The sequence below is a fragment of the Vibrio hippocampi genome (assembly GCF_921292975.1).
Taxonomy (GTDB): Bacteria; Pseudomonadota; Gammaproteobacteria; order Enterobacterales; family Vibrionaceae; genus Vibrio; species Vibrio hippocampi.
In genome coordinates this window covers 473,230-493,996 of the sequence record NZ_CAKLCM010000002.1, presented here as the reverse complement: position 1 = coordinate 493,996, position 20,767 = coordinate 473,230, and the positions used below count along the sequence as shown (strand labels likewise).

Sequence of the window (20,767 nt, the reverse complement as noted above, 5' to 3'; positions counted from 1 at the left end):
TGCTCTTAACGGTGATTGGTATTCACACCATGGTTTCGCAACTTCCTTAGCGATTCTGACCACAACATTTTTTAAACTTAACTCCACTGCCACACGGACAGGTATCGTTACGTCCAATCTGCTTATAGGGATTCACCGTTTGGCTCTGGTGACCCTGCATCATCTCATCCGCAGCCATGGCGATTTCATTAATCATCATATCGAGCTGAGGTAAAAAATCGTCCAATTGTGGTAACTGCTCAAAGCCAGCTTGTTTCATCTGCGCATGCGTTTGCTCAGTATCAATGATCAACATCAAGCTCGTTAGCCAAGCATGTAGCATTCTCATGGTGCCATCACTCGGCGACTGTTCTTGCCACTGCTGTTCAATCACCGGCCAAAGCGCCATAAAGCCCTCGGCAAATTCGGCAAGCTCAACGTCATTTTCAAGCAGCTCACTCACCGAATAATGGTTTGCTTTTAGCGCAGCATACTGAGTATGGATTTGCTCAACGATCTGAGTGTGCAGTTGGCTATCTGCGTCGGGTAACACCTCTGGCAACCATGACTCGGGTTGAGTCGGTTTGACTGCCATATTTGCCGCCAAAACCATACCTTCGTAAAAATAGCTCGACTCCAGTTTCGGGTCATCTGCCAATTCAATGAGTTTCATCGTTGCTCTCTATTGTCTGTTGTCGCTTTCATTGTCGCGCCGAATTATATACCCCACAGACAACAAAACAAGCGCTCAGAAATGAGTGATTGCCCAGTCTAAGGGTCGATTATTGTTGCCAATGAGTATAGAATCAGCGCCCCGATTGTTATTGAGTAAAATATTATGCGTGTTGTCTTAGGTCCAATGCAGGGCGTACTTGACCACCTGATGCGAGAGATCCTAACGGATATTAACGACTATGATCTCTGTGTCACTGAGTTCGTGCGCGTGGTCGATCAGCGTCTACCCGAACACGTATTCTATCGACTCTGCCCTGAGTTGGCTCAAGGCTCACAGACAAAAGCGGGAACGCCAGTACATATCCAACTGCTGGGGCAAGATCCTCATTGGATGGCAGAAAATGCCGTGATGGCGCAATCGTTAGGCGCTAAAGGGATTGACCTTAACTTTGGCTGTCCTGCGAAGATGGTAAATAAAAGCAAAGGTGGCGCTGCTCTATTGCAACACCCAGAGCTTATTCACTCAGTGGTGAAAGCGTGCCGCGATGCCGTTGATCCCGCCATTCCTGTAAGCGCAAAAATCCGTCTAGGTTGGGAGAATCCATCAGACTGCTTTGAGATTGTTGACGCTATCCAAAGTGCCGGAGCCAATGAGTTAACCGTTCACGCGAGAACAAAAATGGATGGTTACCGCGCCAGTGAAATTAAGTGGCAGTACATCAATCAAATTCGTGAAAAATTTGCTATTCCCATCATCGCCAATGGTGAAATTTGGAACTATGAAGATGGACAGCGCTGTATCGAAACCACGGGGATTGACTCGCTTATGATCTGTAGAGGTGCGTTTAACGTGCCGAACCTTGGCAACGTGGTCAAACACAATGCATCCGTCATGCCTTGGTCAGAGGTGGTTGATTTACTTGTTAAGTATTCCACTTATGAAATCGAGGGAGACAAAGGGCTATATTATCCGAACAGAGTCAAACAATGGTTCGCCTACTTGCGTCAACAATACCCCGAGGCTAACGCACTGTTCCGAGAGATCCGTACCTTTAATAAAGCGGCACCGATTGTGGAGCGCATCGAGCAATATCGCTCTGAATTGCTTGCATCGACCTGTTAATGAAACAAATCGCCCGTGATAAGGCAGACTTACCACGGGCGATATTTTTGTGACTCGTTGTCGTCACTCGTTTTTTCGTAACGGACTGTCGACACAACTTGCCGCAACCAAAAGCGAGGCTAGCCAAGAAGCAAACTGTCGTCCGCCAATTCTTCACCCCTAACCTTAGTAAACATCTCAAGCAAATCGGCCACTTGCATATTGGCACGCTGCTCACCAGCAACATCGAGAACAATCTCGCCTTGGTGCAACATCACCGTCCGATCACCGCATGCCAGCGCATCCTTCATCGAGTGCGTGACCATCATCACCGTCAAATTAAACTCTTTGACGATCTTCTTCGTGAGATCAATGATAAAAGCCGCCATTCGCGGATCGAGAGCGGCGGTATGCTCATCAAGTAGCAGCAACTTACTGTCGGAAAGGGTTGCCATCACCAAACTCACTGCTTGACGTTGACCACCAGACAATAAGCCGATGCTGTCACCCAGTCTGTCCTCAAGACCTAACCCCAAGATGCTAATGCGCTCTTGAAACAGCTTACGTCTCTTTGATGAAAGGGACAGGTTCCAACCCCGGGATTTGCCACGCATATAAGCCAAGGTCATATTCTCTTCAATGGTCAGATCGCCACAAGTTCCTGCTAATGGATCTTGAAACACCCTCGCGCACTGTGATGCTCGTTTATCGACACTCTGTTGGGTGACATCAAGCTCATCAATGATGACTCGACCACCAATCATTGGCGTCTCACCCGTCACCGCGCCCAGCAAGGTGGACTTACCGGCACCGTTTGAACCAATCACCGTGAGAAACTGATGTTCTGGTACTTCGAGGTTAATCCCTCTTAGTGCCTGATTTTCTAATATGGTGCCTGGATTAAAAGTCACTTGGATATCTTCGAGACGAATCATACTGCTTTCCCCGCCTTGTTGTTTTTATCGGCTGCCTTGGAGGCGACTCGCTGCTTTGATTTAAAGTTGCCTTTTATTTTGGGGGCGATAAGCGCCAATGCGACCAAAACGGCGGTGACTAAATTTAGATCCGAGGCTTGCAAGCCAAACATGCCCGAACTCAGCGCAAACGCCACAGCCAAGCGATAAAGTACAGAGCCTGCAATTACCGCAATCACCGCGACCCAGATTTTCTTACCGGGAATAATCGTCTGCCCCAGAATCACCGCGGCCAAACCAACTACGATCGTGCCCACACCAGAGGTGACATCGGCAAAGCTGTTTGTCTGGGCAAATAACGCGCCCGCAAAACCAACAAATCCGTTAGACAGAGCCAAACAAAAATAGGTATAAAATGCCGTACTTGCGCCTTGCGCAGCGACCATTCGTGCATTGACACCCGTCGCTCTTAAGCCTAAGCCAAAATCACTGTTTAACAGACGAACGACAAACCAGGCTGAGAACACGACCAACACACCCACAACAAGCGGACGTATATAAACAGCGTCACCCATCATCTCAAATGGGGTCAAAATCGTCTCTTCACCGAGCAATGCCATGTTTGGACGACCCATAATACGAATATTGATGGAGAACGCCGCAATCATGGTCAGAATCGAGGCCAACAGATGCAATATGCCGCAACGTACCGCAAGAAAAGCGGTCACCCAACCAGTGGCAGCCCCCGCCAAAATAGCCAATCCAGTGGCTACCCACGGATTGATCCCAGCAACGATTGCCGTCGCCGCCACGGCTGCTCCCATAGGGAAACTGCCATCAACACTCAGGTCTGGGAAATCTAACACTCGGAAAGTAAGATAAACACCAAGCGCAACCAAGCCATAGATTAGACCGATCTCTAACGCGCCAAAAAATGCAAAAGCAGACATAACTACTCCTTTACTGCTTACACAAAAAGCTGGACGTTAAACGTCCAGCTTATCTCATTCGGAACTTGTCTCATTACAAAACGAGTTACTTGACGCTTGTTGCACGATCAACAACGGTTTTTGGGATAGTTAGACCAAGCTTTTTAGCAGCCGTCGCGTTAATGACAAGGTCAGAGCCTTTAGCCACTTTGACATCGATATCACCCGGCGCTTTACCGTCAAGAATTTGTGCAACGTAATCCGCAGTTTGAACACCGATTTGGTAGTAGTCGAAGCCCAAGCTCGCGACAGCACCACGTTCAACATAAGAGGTGGCAGCACCAAAGACGGGGGTTTTCGCTTGGTTAGCGGAAACAATCATTCCTTCAATCGCACTTGCAACCGTGTTGTCGATCAGGGCATAAATAATGTCAGATTTAGCGGCAATCGCTTGAGTCGCTGTCTGTACATCAGCACTTTTCAGCGCCGTTGCTTCAACTAAAGTGATACCGTGTTTGTCGGTGCTTTGCTTCAGCAGTTTCATCAGGCTTACCGCATTCGCCTCACCAGGGTTATACACCACGCCGATACTTTTCACGTTTGGCATGATCTCTTTAATCAACTCAACATGTTGCTCAACTGGCGACAAATCAGAAAGACCCGTGACATTTTTACCCGGTTGCTCAAGTGTCTTAACCAACTTAGCACCAACCGGATCCGTCACGGCAGTAAAGACCACTGGAATATCACGAGTCGCAGACACCAATGCCTGCGCCGTTGGCGTTGCGATACCGACTAAGACATCAGGGCGCTCACCTACATATTGTCTTGCAATCTGTACCGCTATCGCTGGATTACCCTGCGCCGTTTTATAGTCAAACTCCAGGTTCTCTCCTTGCACATAACCTTTTGCTTTTAAACCATCGACTAGACCTTCGCGCGTGGCATCCAAAGCGGGATGTTCTACGATTTGCGATACCGCCACTTTCACTGTATCTGCCAGCGCTGTATGGGCTGACAGTAACGCCGCTCCGGCGAGGACGGTAGTGGCAAGAAATTTGTTTGCTTTCATCTCGACTCCTTGATTTAGCAATGTTTATTAATAAGTGTATTTATTATTTTACGCATCTGACACAAGAAAATGCTTCTCGTGCAATAGGCTTTATATTTACCAGAGACGCAACCAAATCGAAAGAATTTCTTAACAATACAAAACGAAAACGTGTCAACAGCTTGATTTCGCGATTTAGATCTCAAACAAGCTGTATATTTTTGTATACATCAAAGCATCACATTGGCTTAAGGAGTCTGTCACAAAGTAGAGGTAGGATTTGCTATAAAGATAAAAAAAACCAGAGTCGATATCGACTCTGGTTTAGAAATTGCGAGCCCCTGATGTGAGGGCGAATGTGAGTTAAGTTTTTTGTTGATTGAGTTCTTATTGAATAAGTTCTTGTTGAATGAGTTAGAACCAGCGCTCAAACGCACTCTTATCAAGCTGACGGAATGCACGATTTAACAACATGGCAAGCTCTTTGTAGCGGGGTTTGGATTTAGCAGGCTCTAAAGCATAACCTGTTTCCAATACTTTTTGATGCAGCTCTCGATACCAAGTAGCGAGTGCAGGCGGAAGCCGTGTATTGGAACGATTGCCGAGCCACCACATACCTTGAATCGGCAAGCTTATAGCAAATAGCGCGATGATAATCGCTTGCGGCATCGCCTGAGCATTACTGAATGCCATTTGAGTAAGAACACTGATCGCGGCAACCGCAGGCATCACTTTAACGCCAAACTTGGTGGCTTTGATGATACGCTGCTCGGGAAATAAGGGGGTGAGTTCCTTTCTCATCGGCCATAGTTCCATATACTTTTGACCGTTTTTTATACTCTGAGTCAGACTGATATGTTCACTCATTGGTCACCTCACTAAAAAAAAGTTGAACTATTCAACTAAATTCGCAAAATATTGACTGAAGTTAATGTTCTCTCAAATTTTTTTTGTTATCTTCTGCCATTATCGTTATTCTTTGCGAGCCCTCAATCCCATTGTTGACTTAATTTCGCATTAAGGCAACAAGATATGTGTCTCGCAAGGAAGCTAATATGATTTTATCGACAAAATCGCATATCATTATACGGCGATTGACGACTTTTTTATAAATACTGAATCGTAATCAATTATTACATCTCAGTGTTGAGATACGTTTATACCCTTGATCTCGGATCAAATTAATTACAGGTAACCTCGAATGTCTAAGCTGGTTTTAGTTTTAAACTGCGGTAGTTCTTCTCTAAAATTTGCCATCGTTGATGCAGAAAATGGTGATGAGCACCTAACTGGTCTTGCAGAATGTCTTAACCTTCCAGAAGCACGTATTAAGTGGAAATTGGATGGTAAGCATGAAGCACAACTTGGTGAAGGTGCAGCTCACGATGAAGCTCTATCTTTCATCGTTGAAACTATTCTTGCTTCTAAGCCAGAACTTTCTCAAGCACTTGCTGCTGTGGGTCACCGCGTTGTTCACGGTGGTGAGCAGTTCACGCAATCTGTACTGATTGATGACACTGTTGTTAAAGGCATCGAAGACTGTGCAGCACTTGCACCGCTTCACAACCCTGCGGCAATCATCGGTATTAAAGCGGCGCAAAAAGCTTTCCCAAGCCTGCCAATGTCTGCAGTATTTGACACTGCATTCCACCAAACAATGCCTAAAGAAGCTTACCTATACGCTCTACCATACAACCTATATGAAGAGCACGGCATCCGTCGTTACGGCATGCACGGTACTTCTCACCTATTTATCGCTCGCGAAGTTGCAGAGCAACTTGGCAAGCCAGCAAACGAAGTAAACATCATTAACTGCCACCTAGGCAACGGTGCTTCTGTTTGTGCAATCAAAAACGGTGAGTCTGTCGATACTTCAATGGGTCTAACACCACTTGAAGGTCTCGTTATGGGTACGCGTTGTGGCGATATCGATCCAGCGATCATCTTCCACCTACACGACACGCTTGGCTACTCTGTTGACCAAATCAACACTATGCTAACCAAAGAGTCTGGTCTACAAGGTCTAACTCAAGTGACTTCTGACTGCCGTTTTGTTGAAGAAAACTACGGTGAAAAAGAAGAAGCAACTCGTGCAATGGACGTGTTCTGTCACCGTCTAGCGAAATACGTTGCGGGTTATACTGCCACTCTTGACGGCCGCCTAGATGCGATCGTATTCACTGGTGGTATCGGTGAAAACTCTGCACCTATCCGTGAAATGGTTCTTAACCGTCTAGGTGTATTCGGTATCGAAGTTGATAGCGAAGCAAACCTAAAAGCACGTTTCGGTGGTGAAGGTACTATCACAGCTGAAGCAAGCCGCATCCCTGCAATGGTTATCTCTACTAACGAAGAGCTAGTCATTGCCGAAGACACTGCGCGCCTAGCAGGTCTTTAAAGATTTAACTGGCTAACTCATTTTATGGGTTAGCCAGTTTTCTTATTGGAGCCGATTAATAGCGTTACCCCAATCGCTATCTTGGTCTCTTTTCCCCAACATATAGTCTGAGGTACTTAGAGAATGTCCCGTACTATTATGCTTGTACCTACTAGCGCCGGTGTCGGTCTTACCAGTGTTAGTATGGGTGTATTGCGTGCAATGGAACGCAAAGGCGTGAATGTCTCATTCTACAAGCCAATCGCACAACCTCGCCATGGTGGCGACCAACCGGATCTGACTTCTACTATCGTTAGCGCAAGCAGCGATATGCAAGTTGGCAAACCAATGCCAATGTCAGAAGCAGAAACTCTTATCGGTAGCGAAAAAGTAGATGTTCTACTAGAAACTATCGTTGAGCGTTACAACCAAATCAATTCTGATGCGGACGTAACGCTGATCGAAGGTCTAGTTCCTACTCGTAAGCACCCGTTTGCAAACGCAATCAACGATGAAATCGCTAAAACACTTGGCGCTGAAATCGTATTCGTTGCAACGCCTGGTACAGACAACCCAACACAGCTTAAAGAGCGTATTGAGGTTGCAGTATCTAACTTCGGTGGTGCCAAGAACAAGAACATCTCTGGTGTTATCATCAACAAGCTAAACGCGCCAGTTGATGATGCGGGTCGTACTCGTCCAGATCTTTCTGAGATCTTCGACGATGCTGATTCAGCTCACCAAGCGAACCTTGAAGTGATGCAGATCTTCAACACGAGTCCAATTCGTGTTCTAGGTTGTGTGCCATGGAACATCGAGCTAATTGCTACTCGTGCCAATGACATGGCTCAGCACCTAAATGCTGCCGTCATTAACGAAGGTGACATCCTTAACCGTCGTATCAAGAGCATTACTTTCTGTGCACGTTCACTGCCAAACATGATCGAGCACTTCAAGCCAGGTTCACTGCTTGTGACTTCTGCTGACCGCCCAGACGTTATCGTTGCAGCGGCACTTGCAGCAATGAACGGCGTTGAAATCGGTGCAATGCTTCTAACCGGTGGCTACGATATCCCTGCTGAGATTCGTGATCTTATCAAGCCTGCGCTTGAGACGGGTCTACCGATCTTCAAAGCACAAGGTAACACTTGGCAGACTTCTCTAAACCTACAGAGCTTTAGCCTAGAAGTTCCAGCAGACGATAAAGAGCGTATCGAGTTCATCAATGAACACGTGGCAAGCCACATCGATGGTCCTTGGATCGACTCTCTAACTGAAGGTACAACTGGTTCTCGTAAGCTAAGCCCACCAGCATTCCGTTACCAGTTAACAGAACTTGCTCGTAAAGCTGGCAAGCGTATCGTTCTTCCTGAAGGTGATGAGCCACGTACTGTTAAAGCGGCGGCTATCTGTGCTGAGCGCGGTATCGCTGACTGTGTGCTTCTTGGTAACCCAGAAGAAATCCGTCGCGTTGCCGCTCAACAAGGTGTTGAGCTAGGTGCTGGTGTTCAGATTATCGACTCTGATGCTGTTCGTGAAAACTATGTTGCTCGCTTAGTTGAGCTACGTGGCGCGAAAGGCATGACTGAAGTTGTTGCTCGTGAGAAGCTACAAGATTCAGTATTCTTGGGTACGATGATGCTTGAGAACAACGAAGTTGACGGTCTAGTGTCTGGTGCGGTTCATACCACAGCAAACACTATCGTTCCTCCGTTCCAAATCATCAAGACGGCACCAGGTACTTCAATCGTATCTTCAATCTTCTTCATGCTTCTGCCTGATCAAGTATTGGTATACGGTGACTGTGCAATCAACCCAGATCCAACAGCAGAACAGTTGGCTGAGATTGCAATCCAGTCTGCTGACTCTGCAACTGCGTTTGGTATCGATCCACGTGTTGCGATGATCTCATACTCTACTGGTGAATCTGGTAAAGGTGCAGACGTAGACAAAGTACGTGAAGCAACCAAACTTGCTCAAGAGAAACGCCCTGACCTAATCATTGATGGTCCGCTACAGTACGATGCGGCTATCATGGAGAACGTAGCAGCTTCTAAAGCGCCTAACTCTCCAGTTGCGGGTAAAGCGACCGTATTTGTATTCCCTGACCTAAACACAGGTAACACAACATACAAAGCGGTACAGCGTTCAGCAGACCTAGTGTCTATCGGTCCTATGCTTCAAGGTATGCGTAAGCCGGTGAACGATCTGTCTCGTGGCGCACTTGTTGACGATATTGTTTACACTATCGCGCTAACGGCTATTCAATCTAGCCAAGAGCAACGATAAGTGTCACCGAACGCCTATTAAAAAAACCTCCTTCGGGAGGTTTTTTATTGGGTTAATTTTAATATTTACCATCATCGACTAGAATTTATCGTCTACTAAACATTGTCTACTAAACACTGCCTACTAAACACTGCCTACTAGAGCCCATCGCCGATAAAAAATAGTGCTTTGCTAAAAGCGCTGACAAATATCAATTCCCAAACGAAATGTAATCCTAACTAACATCATATTAAATATACAACGACAAATTAGTGCTGCGGATATTCCTTATGCTCGCTATATTCAATCCAAAACTTGTTCACATAAAATGCTTTGAAAAATAAGAATTAAGAAAATAACGACAATTAGTTAGGATTAATATTACAAAACTAAATTAACCTTTCATTAGCTTCATAACCGCTATCACCACTTAAACGACAAACTGGCGCCGCAGGGTTAAATAGGAAATAGCCTTTACCACGCAGACTCACAATGTCATACCCTTCAGGCAAAAACTTCCTTGTATGATGAACTAATTGAGGAACGCTGCCCTCACCGACTTGCTTGCCTACCCAGACAAAGTCGCGTATTTCCTGTGTTGAATAAACGGTTCCTGCTGCACCAGAGGTCAGTAGGCATATCAACCTTTGGTGAAAGTTCGAAGAACCATTTCGAGAAATGATACCCAAAGGTTTAGCTCCACGAATCTCAGTGTAGTAATCACCATTTAAGCAGCAGTTACAGCTCGCTATAAAACACTTTTCCATATCCATACGTCCTCTCATATTTATAGTCATGCATAATGTGTATCAGTTGAAATAAACCATTAAGCGGTATCAACCAACAGAATTTTCTAAGTGATGTTTGCATTCTACAACAAGAATTATTATTAACAATTATCATTAAAAAAGGTGTCCTTCCTGATAGTGTTAAATTCTAATCATAAACAGACCTATATTTTTGAGATTCACTCACAGACATAAACCGTTAATTCTATGTTTATAAAGGAATTTTAAATAATTAATATTTCCTCGCAATTATTAGCAATCGTATTCCGTGCGCAATATATATCTGGCGAGCTACTGAACTCCTACAACAAATTGCACTATAGCAATTTTAATTCAGGGAATATTCCTACAACTCAAAGGAATGGATGGAAATAATTAAACGTGATCCAAGCCCAGTTTGGATACTAAACCCAAGTTACCTCAAGATGCGAGGTTCAGCGAGATAACTTGGGTATAAAACACATTCTAATCAAACTTTGACATAGGCGTAAGCTTAGACTTACGAACCAAAAGATAGGAGCCAAGAGGTAAAAGCAAACTTCATGACCCATCGACAGTTGTCCCCAACCTATCTTGACCCGAACACTCTATTTATCGCTGAACTCCACGGCAATCTGTCTAAATTTCTCAGTAATGTTGACGAAGCTGTCGACCATCGTTGGATCAAAGTGACTGCCTTTGCCTTCAACAATAATATCCACCGCTTTTTCATGGGGAAAAGCTGGCTTGTAGACGCGTGCACTGATCAGGGCATCATAAACATCGGCGATCGCCATAATTCGCGCCGAGACTGGAATAGCTTCGCCCATCAAACCCTCCGGGTAGCCCGAGCCGTCCCACTTTTCTTGATGTGAATAGGCGATCTCTTTGGCAAACAATAAGAAATTGTCAGCGATCCCCAAGGAGCCTTCCGCCGCCTCAATCGCATCGCGCCCATAGTTAGTGTGCTTTTTCATCTCTGCAAATTCTTCATCCGTTAATCGACCGGGTTTGAGCAAAATACTATCCGGCACACCAACCTTGCCAATGTCATGCAAAGGTGCGGATTTATATAAAGCAGTAATCACATCGGGCTGCAAATAGTCGCGGTACTTTTCGGTTTTTGCCAGTTCGTCCGCTAATACTTTCACGTAGCGCTGTGTGCGTCGAATATGATTGCCAGTTTCTGGATCACGCGACTCCGCCAGCGCTCCCATTGCCACCATTGCGACGTCTTGCAAGTCGTTGAGTTGCTCGGTTCGCTGAACCACTTTATCTTCTAGGATCTCGTTTTGTCGTTGCAAAATCTCTCTCGACTGTTTTAACAGCAAGTGATTTTTGACTCGTTCTTTGAGGATAGGAGGACTGATTGGCTTGGTAATGTAGTCCACCGCACCTAACGATAACCCATAGGTTTCATCCTCTTCCTGCGACTTTGCAGTTAAAAAAATCACTGGAATATCTTTGGTCTCTGGTTGAGATTTCAGAATTTCGCATACCTGATACCCATCCATTTCCGGCATCATGACATCGAGTAAAATCAAATCTGGCTTGCGTTTCGCAATAATTTTAAGCGCCACCTCGCCACTTAATGCTGCTTGAACCATGTAGTCATCAGCCAATACCCCTTTGACTACTTCAATATTGGTGACGGTGTCATCCACCGTTAAAATGGTTGCTTTCGTCATCGACATTTCTACTTATCCTTTGTTGTCGTTACGGTCTAAAACAAGGCGGGTAATTTGCGGTAACAGCGCCTCTCCCTGGTCAAAATCATATTGGCTTAAAGCATCTCGTAATGGCTCCAGTAACGGCTTCACGGTTTCTGGAAGCGGATGTTCAAACAGTTCATCGAGTGTCTCTACCGCTGCGGAATCGAACTGTTCTATCTGTTGACTCAACCGGTTTAAATAGGGCTCTAAATCAGTCTCAACGAACTGAGCGTTTTCTGTTGACTTAGAGGCGTTCCCTACCTGTTCCAACATCTGTGTTATTAATGGCGGCACTGAGTCAAAGTCATAGTGACTCAGTGCCGTTGCGATGGAATTTTTTAAGGAAGGTTCAAGTCTTGAACCAATGGTTTCTAGGATGGTGTCAAATGTATCGACAGCAGAAGTGTCATAATCATCGACTTGTGCGAGCAACTGATGGGTCAATCGCTCAAACTCTACTCGGTTAAATTCCAGTCGGTTAAAGCCGGTGGGTTCTATTTCGCCAACGTTTTGCTGCGCATCTTGCTCAAGCGCCTCATTGATAGCTTCGATGACCTGAGCGGTTTCTTCCCCGACTTGCGCAATCAGGCTGTTCACTTCATCATCGGCTTCGCTTTGACCCTTGATTGTATTATTACGCACGCTCTTATTATCAAGCAGACGCAACTCCAACGCCTCGGCACTCGGTACTATACTCATGGCACCGATATTACCCGCTACACCTTTTAGTGAGTGAATCGCAATAATCGCGCTATCGAGATCACTGGCCGCTAATGCAGAATTCATCCGTTCAACAATGTCAGCTTCACTCTTGGCGACACGCATTAGTGTCTTTTTGTACGCTTTAACATTACCCGCCATCCGTGCAATCGCGGTTTTAGTATCGACACCTGCCACCACAAATTCTGGCTCAGCTTGGCTGACATTCGTTGGTAGCACTGTGCTCTCACCGCTGGATGTTATCCATTGGGCAAGGGTGCGATAAACCTGTTGTGGGTCGATAGGTTTAGGGAGGTGATCATTCATTCCCGCTTCTATACAGCGTTCCTTATCTCCCGCCATAGCATTCGCTGTCATCGCAATGATCGGCAAGTCATCAAATTTACCGCTGCCACGGATGGCTCTGGTTGCCTCATAACCGTCCATCACGGGCATTTGAATATCCATTAACACCGCATCAAACGTTTCGCTGGCCACTCTTTCGACTGCTTCTTGACCGTTCCATACCGACACCACCTCAAGTCCCGCCATGGTCAGCAACTCTGTCGCTATCTCTTGGTTGATCTCATTGTCTTCAACCAGCAACACTTTTGCTTCGGCGATAGATCGCGTCGCTGAGAAATCAAGCTTGCCCCCTTGTTCAACCTGAGTCGAGACCCTCTTGCCCATGACGCGCAAGACCGTATCTAATAAGGTAGAAGCGCTGACAGGCTTGGTCATCGAAGCCTCGATACGAATATCACCAGCACTTTTTAACATTTCATCGCGGTCATAGGCTGTGACCATGACCATATGCGGTGGCACTTGCAAGAAATCGGGTTCTCCAACACGGCGGGCGAGTTCCACGCCGTCCATGTGCGGCATCTTCCAATCCGCTAACACCAATGGTATTGGCATACCCCTTTGTTCAGCGCTAACCAGTTTTTCTAGTGCCTCGGCACCCGTCGAAGCAACGTCTGCGTCAAAGCCGAGACTGACACAGAGGTTGTGTAAAATTTCTCGCGCCGCCACACTATCATCGACAATCAACACGGGTAAGTCTTTAACATCGTGTGTTGCCGTGCGCTTTGACTGGGTTGGGTTTTTCGAGACACCAAAATGAGCAGTAAAGATGAACGTACTTCCCTTACCTTGTTCACTCTCGACCCAAATCTTTCCCTTCATTAGCTCGGTTAGCGTTTTGCTGATGGATAACCCTAAGCCCGTCCCACCATACTTACGAGTGGTTGAGGCATCGGCTTGGCTAAAGGACTGGAATAAGCGTGATACTTGTTCGGGACTCATACCAATCCCCGTATCCTTGACCGAGAATTGCACCACCGCGCTATCCTCGCTCAACTCAACTGGCTCTGCCTTAATAATGATTTCACCGTGATCGGTGAACTTGATGGCATTGTTAGCCAAGTTAAGCAAAATTTGCCCAAGGCGTAATGGGTCACCCACTAAATCTACTGGCAGATCTGGCGAAATATCGGTCAACAATTCGACGCCACTCTGCTGACTTTTTTGTGAAATAACCTGCACCAAATTGTCGATAGAATCATGCAGATTGAAATCAATCGCCTCCAAATCCAGTTTGCCAGCCTCAATTTTAGAAAAATCTAAAATGTCATTGATAATCCCAAGCAGCGACTCCGCCGAGATTTGAATCTTGTTAACGTACTCTGCTTGCTTGCGATTTAAATCCGTCTGCATCGCCAAGTAACTCATACCAATAATGGCGTTCATCGGTGTTCGGATTTCATGGCTCATATTGGCTAAGAAGTCACTTTTTGCTTGCGTCGCTTCTTCAGCTTTTTGCTTCGCCAACATCAATTCACGTTCGGACGCTTTACGCTTGGTCGCATCCCGGACGATGCCGGTGTAGAAATAGTCATCAGCAAACTCGGCCTGACCAATTGCCACCTCAATATCGATGGTTTCTCCTTGCTTGCAATAGCCCGTTAGCTCAACCACCACATTAATTTGCTCACCTTGTGTTTGAGCATCAAGATAAAGCTGATGGAAAGAGTCACTCATTAGATTGCTGACTGGAGACTGGATGACCTCTTCACGGGCGTAGCCAAAAATCGCCTCTGCTGCTGGGCTGAAAACAGCAATGTTGCCATTTACATCGACAACAATAATACCGTCTGAGGCATTGTCGATGATGGTTTGAGTACGCTTGGCATTTAAACGTAGCTCTGCGGTACGACTTGAAACCAATGATTCTAGCTCTGCCTGGTGGCGAGTTAACGCTCTGGTTGCTCTGCTACCCAACCTAAAGGTAAACATACTGGAACCCAGCATAAGGACGATGGCAAGTGCTAACATTGACCAAAGGATAAAATCAAAAATTCGCTGCACCGCAAACACATCACGTTGGTCAATTTCGGCAGCAATACCAATGCCCAGCCTTTCGTCCCAAACCCAAGTACCCACAACTTCAACGCCCCGGTAATCGCGATAACCTGCCAGATTATTACCTGAGTTTTTATTGGCAATTCCTCGTGCCATCAAAGTCAATGGCCAGTCAGGATTCGGCGACGTATCGGTTTGGGTTAAATCCACTCCAGGATCCGCAATACGCAAGTTTAATGACGAGCTTTGATCTGAGGGAATCAAACCAATATCATGCAATTGTTCCTCAAAGCGCACATTCGATAACAGCAAGCCAGAACGATCGATGGCATAGGTTTCCCCGCTACTACCAATAAAGCCTGCCGATAAAATACTGGAAAAGAACCCGTCGAAATTGACACGCTTGGTCAAGATCCCAATGATCTCGCCGCGTCGATTCTTTGCCGGTACGGCAAAGAACATGGTCGGTGGCATGGTATCCGAGCGACTGCCATCCAAAACGTTCTCCAACATAACATCAGAACGAATCGGCGGAATAAAGACACTATCTCCACTCAATACCGCCTCAAGTAAGTCCGGTCGCTGTTGTTGAATCAGGTTTATGGTGCCGACGTTTGAGTCGCGACTGGAAGCAAGACTGATCTTATCGGGAGAGATGACGAAGAAACCAAACTCATCTACGCTGCTTTGTCGCTCATCAAAGAACTGTCGAATTTGTGTTTGCAACGGTGACGCCAGCAGTGTCTGCTGATTGTTCGGCAAGGTCACCAGTTTCTCAATGATCCCAACCAGTTCCCTATTGTTTGCGAGACGTTCCAAGGTATTGATTTCTATATCAACCCACTCAGTCATACGGTCATGAGTTGAATCCAATAAGGAATCTAGACTGTTTTGAATCCATCCTTGATTTTTACGATGTGCATAGCCAGTCACGACCAATGTGATCAATATTAAGAAAATACATAGCACGACTTGAGCCAGCGTAAGACCATTTTTAAATTTCTTAGAGCCAAACTTATTAGCCAACTCTTGATCACTGACCTTAAGGGCTTTGGCTATCGCAATGAAAATCACCAGCAAAATGACAACCACGCCAAGTAGTAGGTAACCCAAATCAGCTACGCCGAGAGTTTCGTCTGTCGAAGACTGACTGACACTCGGCTTCAACCAATCATTCTGTGTAAGGATCAAGTCGCGTAACTTCAGCGAGTCCAGACCACGCTGTAAGATTGAGTGGAGTAGCGGCAATTGGTTACTTGAGAGTAAATGGAGAGTGGATGGAGAAACCACATCTTCATTGATAGAACGCAGGCTATTGACCTTGTTGCGAGCCAACCAATCCTTGATGACACTCTCCGCATCCAAAACCGCATCGGCTTTGCCATCAAGCACCAGTTGAATCGCTTGATCGATATTGCCCGCTTCAACCACTTGGATATTTGGCAACACCGTTTTGATTTTATCTATCGTGGTATAGCCTTGAGATATCGCCACCTTCGCATTAGCCAGATCGGCACTGGTTTTATATTGAGTCTCTTTCTTACGCACAAAAAACAGTTCACGAACTAAAAAGTATGGCGTGGTAAATTCACCATATTGCTCACGCTCAAGATTCTTATAACTGTGGGGCAAGACATCAATCTCTCCGGCATAAAACTGTTGTAACAGTTCACTCCATTCCCCTTCAACCAACTCAACTTGAAGCCCAGTTTTTTCGACGATTTGGTTGATAATCGCACCCGCTAAACCACCAATAGATCCATCATCAGTCTTAAAAAGCATCGGTGGCCAATGCTCTATACCGACTCGTACCTTATGGTTGGCAATCCACTGTTTTTCGTCAGCAGAAAGCAGCAACGCTTCTCCATTCTGTTGATCCAAAATGCGTCGCTCAATTTTGTTGGCTAGATTGAGCAGCAACCCCATATATTGGTTTTTACGCAATAAATAGTCTTCGCCATTGATCAACTCCATGGCCTCTTGACGTCTACCCGCTTGAACCAAGTCGATCGCTCGCATCTCAAAATCAACCAGATCTAAATTGACTTGTTCGAGATCGGCAACCACCTCAGCATCACCACTGGTTTTGTTGGCTAACAACGCGTTGATTAACTCGGTTAACTTTGGCTCATACTCATAATAGCGATCGAGCCATTTTTCATCGCTAGAAAAAGCATAGCTAAGTACCGATGATGTCATCACATCATCAAAGTACTTCAACTCAACGGCGATATTCTTGATTTGATTTGGAGTGAGGTCACCATATAAGGCGATATGGATATCATCGATCTGCTCTTCGCCTGCAACGGCGGGAAACATGACCAACATTGATAAGGATATCAACATCCATGCAGATAACGACTTAAAAAGCTTAAAGAATTTTTGCCAAACAAAACTGATCAACATTGCGTACACATCCTGTCTACAACCTAGCAATAATATACCGCGTGACAATCTGAACTAATCAACAAGTCTTAACGCTTGATTATTAGAGCAGCACAAAAGCGTGATATTTGCTCTGAGTAACGATCTGTTTCTGATACGGCATCACTTGCCGAACAGGCACAAACCCGCTCTTAATTAGCTTAGAACAAAATAGTGTGATTGGTACTAAAGCAACTGTTTTTTAAGTTAAAAGTTACAAGTTGAATGCTGTGAAGTCTGTGTTGATTTTGCCTACTTGCCAGTGGCAAAGGAGTATCGAGTTCCAAGTGACAATTTGCCGATACTAACTTTACCGATGATAGATTTGCCGGTGCTAGATTTGCCGATGCTAATAGGCAAATGACTAATAAGCGGCTGAGTCACCACCGTGGGAATAGATGAGTGAGTGATGTGCAATTGAACACCTAAGCCAAGCAGAAAAAGTCTGGTCAGGTTATGAAAAGGGATTTGTTTAAAATTTGTATGACACTATGAGGGTTACTTCGTTACCGTAATGCTGAAAGTTTAATCAATCTCCTTTCGGGCTTGAACTAGCATCACCTTCTTTAAGCCTAATTATGATTATTTCGATGCCAATTTATGATCTAGCTCTCACTATGCCTAGTGCTTTCAAAAAGAAAACAATGCTAACATCTGGTCATACAATATCATAAATATGAGACTATCATGTTACGCAAAACTTTTAACAAAAAAGGCGTTAAATTTGGCGCTATCGCAACACTGGCAAGCGCCCTAACTTTAACAGCCCCTGTTCAAGCTGCTGGTGTCCCTGCTGACAAATTCGATCTATTAGGTTGGACAATTAGTGTTCCTGTTGACTCTGATGGCAACGGTAAATCAGACCAAATTAAAGAAAAACAACTGGCGGGTGGTTACTCAGATGCTAACTTCTTCTACCTAGCAGAAGATGGCGGCATGGTGTTTAAATCTCCAGTTAAAGGGGCAAAAACATCGAAGAACACCACTTATACGCGCTCAGAGCTACGTGAAATGATGCGTCGTGGCGATACTTCTCACAAGACAAAAGGTGTGGGCGGTAACAACTGGGTATTCTCAACAGCGCCAGCTGAAGACCTAAAAAATGCAGGTGGTGTTGATGGCACGCTTGAAGCGACACTGGCAGTAAATCACGTAACAACAACGGGTAAAAACTGGCAACAAGGTCGTGTGATCATTGGTCAGATCCACGCTAACAAAGACGAGCCTATTCGCCTTTACTACCGCAAACTGCCTAATCACGAGAAAGGGTCAATCTACTTCGCTCACGAGCCAAGAAAAGACTTCGGCAAAGAACAATGGTACGACATGATTGGTAACTCACTACCAAACTACTGGAACCAAGATGCAACGCCAGCAGAACCAGAAGATGGTATTAAGCTTAACGAGAAGTTCAGCTACCGTATTGATGTAAAAGGTAACACTCTGACTGTGACAATTATGCGTCCAGGTAAGCGTGACCTTGTTCAAGCGGTTGATATGTCGGAAAGTGGTTACGACCAAGGTGGTCAATACATGTACTTCAAAGCGGGCGTTTACAACCAGAACAAAACTGGCGAGCCTAATGACTACGTACAAGCAACCTTCTACGATCTATCAGTGACTCACTAATAGTAATAGAACCGAAAATAGCCCTAAACAGGGCTATTTTTTTATCTTCAATTACCGATTAACGACCAATAACTCACCATTGACACCGAAACACTTACGGCTGCCAACTAGCGAAATTGATTATCGCCTTTCCACTGTTTTAACTGCTGCCAAATCCTGCCTTGCCTCTGTTCGGGTCGTGTAACCTGTTCAACGGCTTCAATACCCAAACGATCCTGTAACTGCTGAAGATACAAACTTCGTATTGGTGTCATCGGCTTATTGTCTTCGTGATGGTTTTCAATCATCCCGAGAGGTTCGTTCGGTGACCATTGTGGTCGCCCCCAATCACCTTGGTTGGCGACAGCCCAGTTCATGGCACCCGGTGGCGCTTGCAGCACATAGCTCTCATGTTCGGTGTGCCAATACATCTGTTGAGCCCCTGCCCAGCCATGCCCTGAGCCAGAATCCAAGCGATTTTGCGTCCTTAATTCGCCGCCGTAAGTGTTGTCGTAAAGGATCCCTGTCGACCATCGATGATGCGGTCCTGAGTCATTCTGGGTATTTTCTGCCACACAATCTAAAAATACATTGGGACCGGTAACTCGAGAGCCAACCACAAAGGTATGACGCCCTTCATCACCATAGCAGCGTTGGAATAGGTTTAAAGATCCGCCATCAAAGTTAAAGCTGTAATGCCTGCCTCCAACGACGGCAAAGTCTGGTTCCACGTAGGCCACATCTTGCGCAGTATTAAATCGCGACCCATCCCTAAAGTTAAAACCGTGAGAGAAAGCTTCGACCGTTACATCACGAATCCATGAATTCTCTACTTCTGCGAAATCGATGGCATAAAACGCGCGATCTTCATTACTCGCCATGACGTCAGTTCGCGTTGTCAACCGCAGATTCTCAATGCCGACTTGTTGTAAGCGACCGGAGAGATCAGTGCGGTAAACTTCTCCACCTCCAAGGGAAGCATCAATAGCATCAACGATGGGGATATCTAAAATCAAACGATTATCTTCAATCGCAATCACGGTTCGCTCATATTGAATGCGATAGCTTTTTGGTGTCCAGCCGTAATCCGACATTGCCAACACATCGATCCACTTTTGATTGGGTGTTCTTGCGACGGCAATCGTGTCACCAACCGAATAGCCCGCGACATTAGCGATCGCTATGCTATTACTTCCCACTGGCACATAATCTTGTTGAATTCGTTCATTGCGTGGCGCATCTGCGGGTTGGAATTTGTTTTTCTTACCCTTACCTTGAACACGAATAAACTTATCCCGATGAGCTTCGCTGGTGGCATGCAACGTCGTCCCATTCACGCCTTGTCCTTCGCCACGCAATATCACACCACTGGCACGGACAACAATCGGACGGTCAATATAGTAATCACCCGCTTTGAGCAAAACGACACCGCGTACCCCATTCTCGTCGGGCATCTGTTGGCTGACCTTATCAATCGCTTGTTGTAACTGTAGAGCGTCATTGTCACTCGGTGAGAGCTGTTTAATCACCGGCAATGCGTCATAGCTCGGTAAGGCAACACCGCCAGACCGATAACCCGCGTAAGAAAAATCCGGAACAATGTTGACCGCACCTTGCTGACCCTGATTGGCATAACGGCGATAGATCGCTTTTCCACTGCTCGGATCTAATGCCACTAAAGGGGCATCGTCGTTATCTGTCACTGGCACCGGATAGCTAAAGGGATAGACGGTGAGGGAATAATCTGGAGCAATAACAACGGGCGGTGTTGAACTGCAACCCACGACAAACAGTGTCCATGCGACTGGCGCTAACACGGTTGTCACTCGCTGAAATTTATGGAATTTCATAGTCATCTTCATTGCAAAATTGGAAGGTCGAGATTACCACTCAACGGAGAA

Annotated in this window: 12 protein-coding genes and 1 pseudogene; 4 read left to right on the top strand and 9 right to left on the bottom strand. The window is 45.8% G+C overall.

The window, feature by feature from the left end:
• Positions 1-46 precede the first annotated feature (46 nt).
• The gene (locus tag L9Q39_RS04695; protein ID WP_237483959.1) at positions 47-652 is read right to left on the bottom strand and encodes a YecA family protein; all 606 of its coding nucleotides are present in this window, start codon (positions 650-652) and stop codon (positions 47-49) included.
• 165 nt (positions 653-817) lie between these two features.
• Here L9Q39_RS04695 and dusC point away from each other — a divergent pair, with 165 nt between their 5' ends.
• On the top strand, positions 818-1,777 hold the full coding sequence (gene dusC, locus L9Q39_RS04690; RefSeq protein ID WP_237483958.1) for a tRNA dihydrouridine(16) synthase DusC: 960 nt from the start codon (positions 818-820) through the stop codon (positions 1,775-1,777).
• A 119-nt stretch (positions 1,778-1,896) separates the two neighbouring features.
• Here the strand turns inward: dusC and L9Q39_RS04685 are convergent, their stop codons facing one another.
• The 4 genes from L9Q39_RS04685 to yfbV all read right to left on the bottom strand — a co-directional run bounded on the left by L9Q39_RS04685 (position 1,897) and on the right by yfbV (position 5,517).
• On the bottom strand, positions 1,897-2,691 hold the full coding sequence (locus tag L9Q39_RS04685) for an ABC transporter ATP-binding protein (protein WP_237483957.1): 795 nt from the start codon (positions 2,689-2,691) through the stop codon (positions 1,897-1,899).
• Complete coding sequence (locus tag L9Q39_RS04680) at positions 2,688-3,620, bottom strand: ABC transporter permease (protein WP_237483956.1); 933 nt, start codon at positions 3,618-3,620, stop codon at positions 2,688-2,690. The genes L9Q39_RS04685 and L9Q39_RS04680 overlap by 4 nt, the downstream gene beginning before the upstream one ends.
• 85 nt (positions 3,621-3,705) lie before the next feature.
• A complete protein-coding gene (locus L9Q39_RS04675) occupies positions 3,706-4,671 on the bottom strand; it encodes an ABC transporter substrate-binding protein (RefSeq protein WP_237483955.1) in 966 nt (321 codons plus the stop codon).
• Between the two features lie 393 nt (positions 4,672-5,064).
• On the bottom strand, positions 5,065-5,517 hold the full coding sequence (gene yfbV / locus L9Q39_RS04670) for a terminus macrodomain insulation protein YfbV (protein WP_237483954.1): 453 nt from the start codon (positions 5,515-5,517) through the stop codon (positions 5,065-5,067).
• A 334-nt stretch (positions 5,518-5,851) separates the two neighbouring features.
• Here yfbV and L9Q39_RS04665 point away from each other — a divergent pair, with 334 nt between their 5' ends.
• On the top strand, positions 5,852-7,048 hold the full coding sequence (locus L9Q39_RS04665; RefSeq protein ID WP_237483953.1) for an acetate kinase: 1,197 nt from the start codon (positions 5,852-5,854) through the stop codon (positions 7,046-7,048).
• Between the two features lie 123 nt (positions 7,049-7,171).
• On the top strand, positions 7,172-9,316 hold the full coding sequence (pta, locus tag L9Q39_RS04660; RefSeq protein WP_237483952.1) for a phosphate acetyltransferase: 2,145 nt from the start codon (positions 7,172-7,174) through the stop codon (positions 9,314-9,316).
• A 368-nt stretch (positions 9,317-9,684) separates the two neighbouring features.
• On the opposite strand, the gene L9Q39_RS04655 is transcribed toward pta, so the two are convergent.
• The 3 genes from L9Q39_RS04655 to L9Q39_RS04645 all read right to left on the bottom strand — a co-directional run bounded on the left by L9Q39_RS04655 (position 9,685) and on the right by L9Q39_RS04645 (position 17,240).
• The gene (locus L9Q39_RS04655; protein WP_237483951.1) at positions 9,685-10,062 is read right to left on the bottom strand and encodes a winged helix-turn-helix domain-containing protein; all 378 of its coding nucleotides are present in this window, start codon (positions 10,060-10,062) and stop codon (positions 9,685-9,687) included.
• 608 nt (positions 10,063-10,670) lie between these two features.
• Positions 10,671-11,756, bottom strand: a complete 1,086-nt coding sequence (locus L9Q39_RS04650) for a response regulator (RefSeq protein WP_237483950.1) — start codon at positions 11,754-11,756, stop codon at positions 10,671-10,673.
• A 6-nt stretch (positions 11,757-11,762) separates the two neighbouring features.
• Positions 11,763-17,240 carry a response regulator gene (locus L9Q39_RS04645; protein WP_237483949.1) on the bottom strand — a complete coding sequence of 1,826 codons (5,478 nt, stop codon included), beginning with the start codon at positions 17,238-17,240 and terminating at the stop codon, positions 11,763-11,765.
• Between the two features lie 795 nt (positions 17,241-18,035).
• On the opposite strand from L9Q39_RS04645, the pseudogene L9Q39_RS04640 reads away from it, so the two are divergent.
• A pseudogene (locus L9Q39_RS04640) lies at positions 18,036-18,887 on the top strand (polysaccharide lyase family 7 protein); the annotation flags it as partial.
• Positions 18,888-18,994: 107 nt separating this feature from the next.
• On the opposite strand, the gene L9Q39_RS04635 reads toward L9Q39_RS04640, so the two are convergent.
• The gene (locus L9Q39_RS04635) at positions 18,995-20,716 is read right to left on the bottom strand and encodes a hypothetical protein (RefSeq protein ID WP_237483948.1); all 1,722 of its coding nucleotides are present in this window, start codon (positions 20,714-20,716) and stop codon (positions 18,995-18,997) included.
• Positions 20,717-20,767 lie beyond the last annotated feature (51 nt).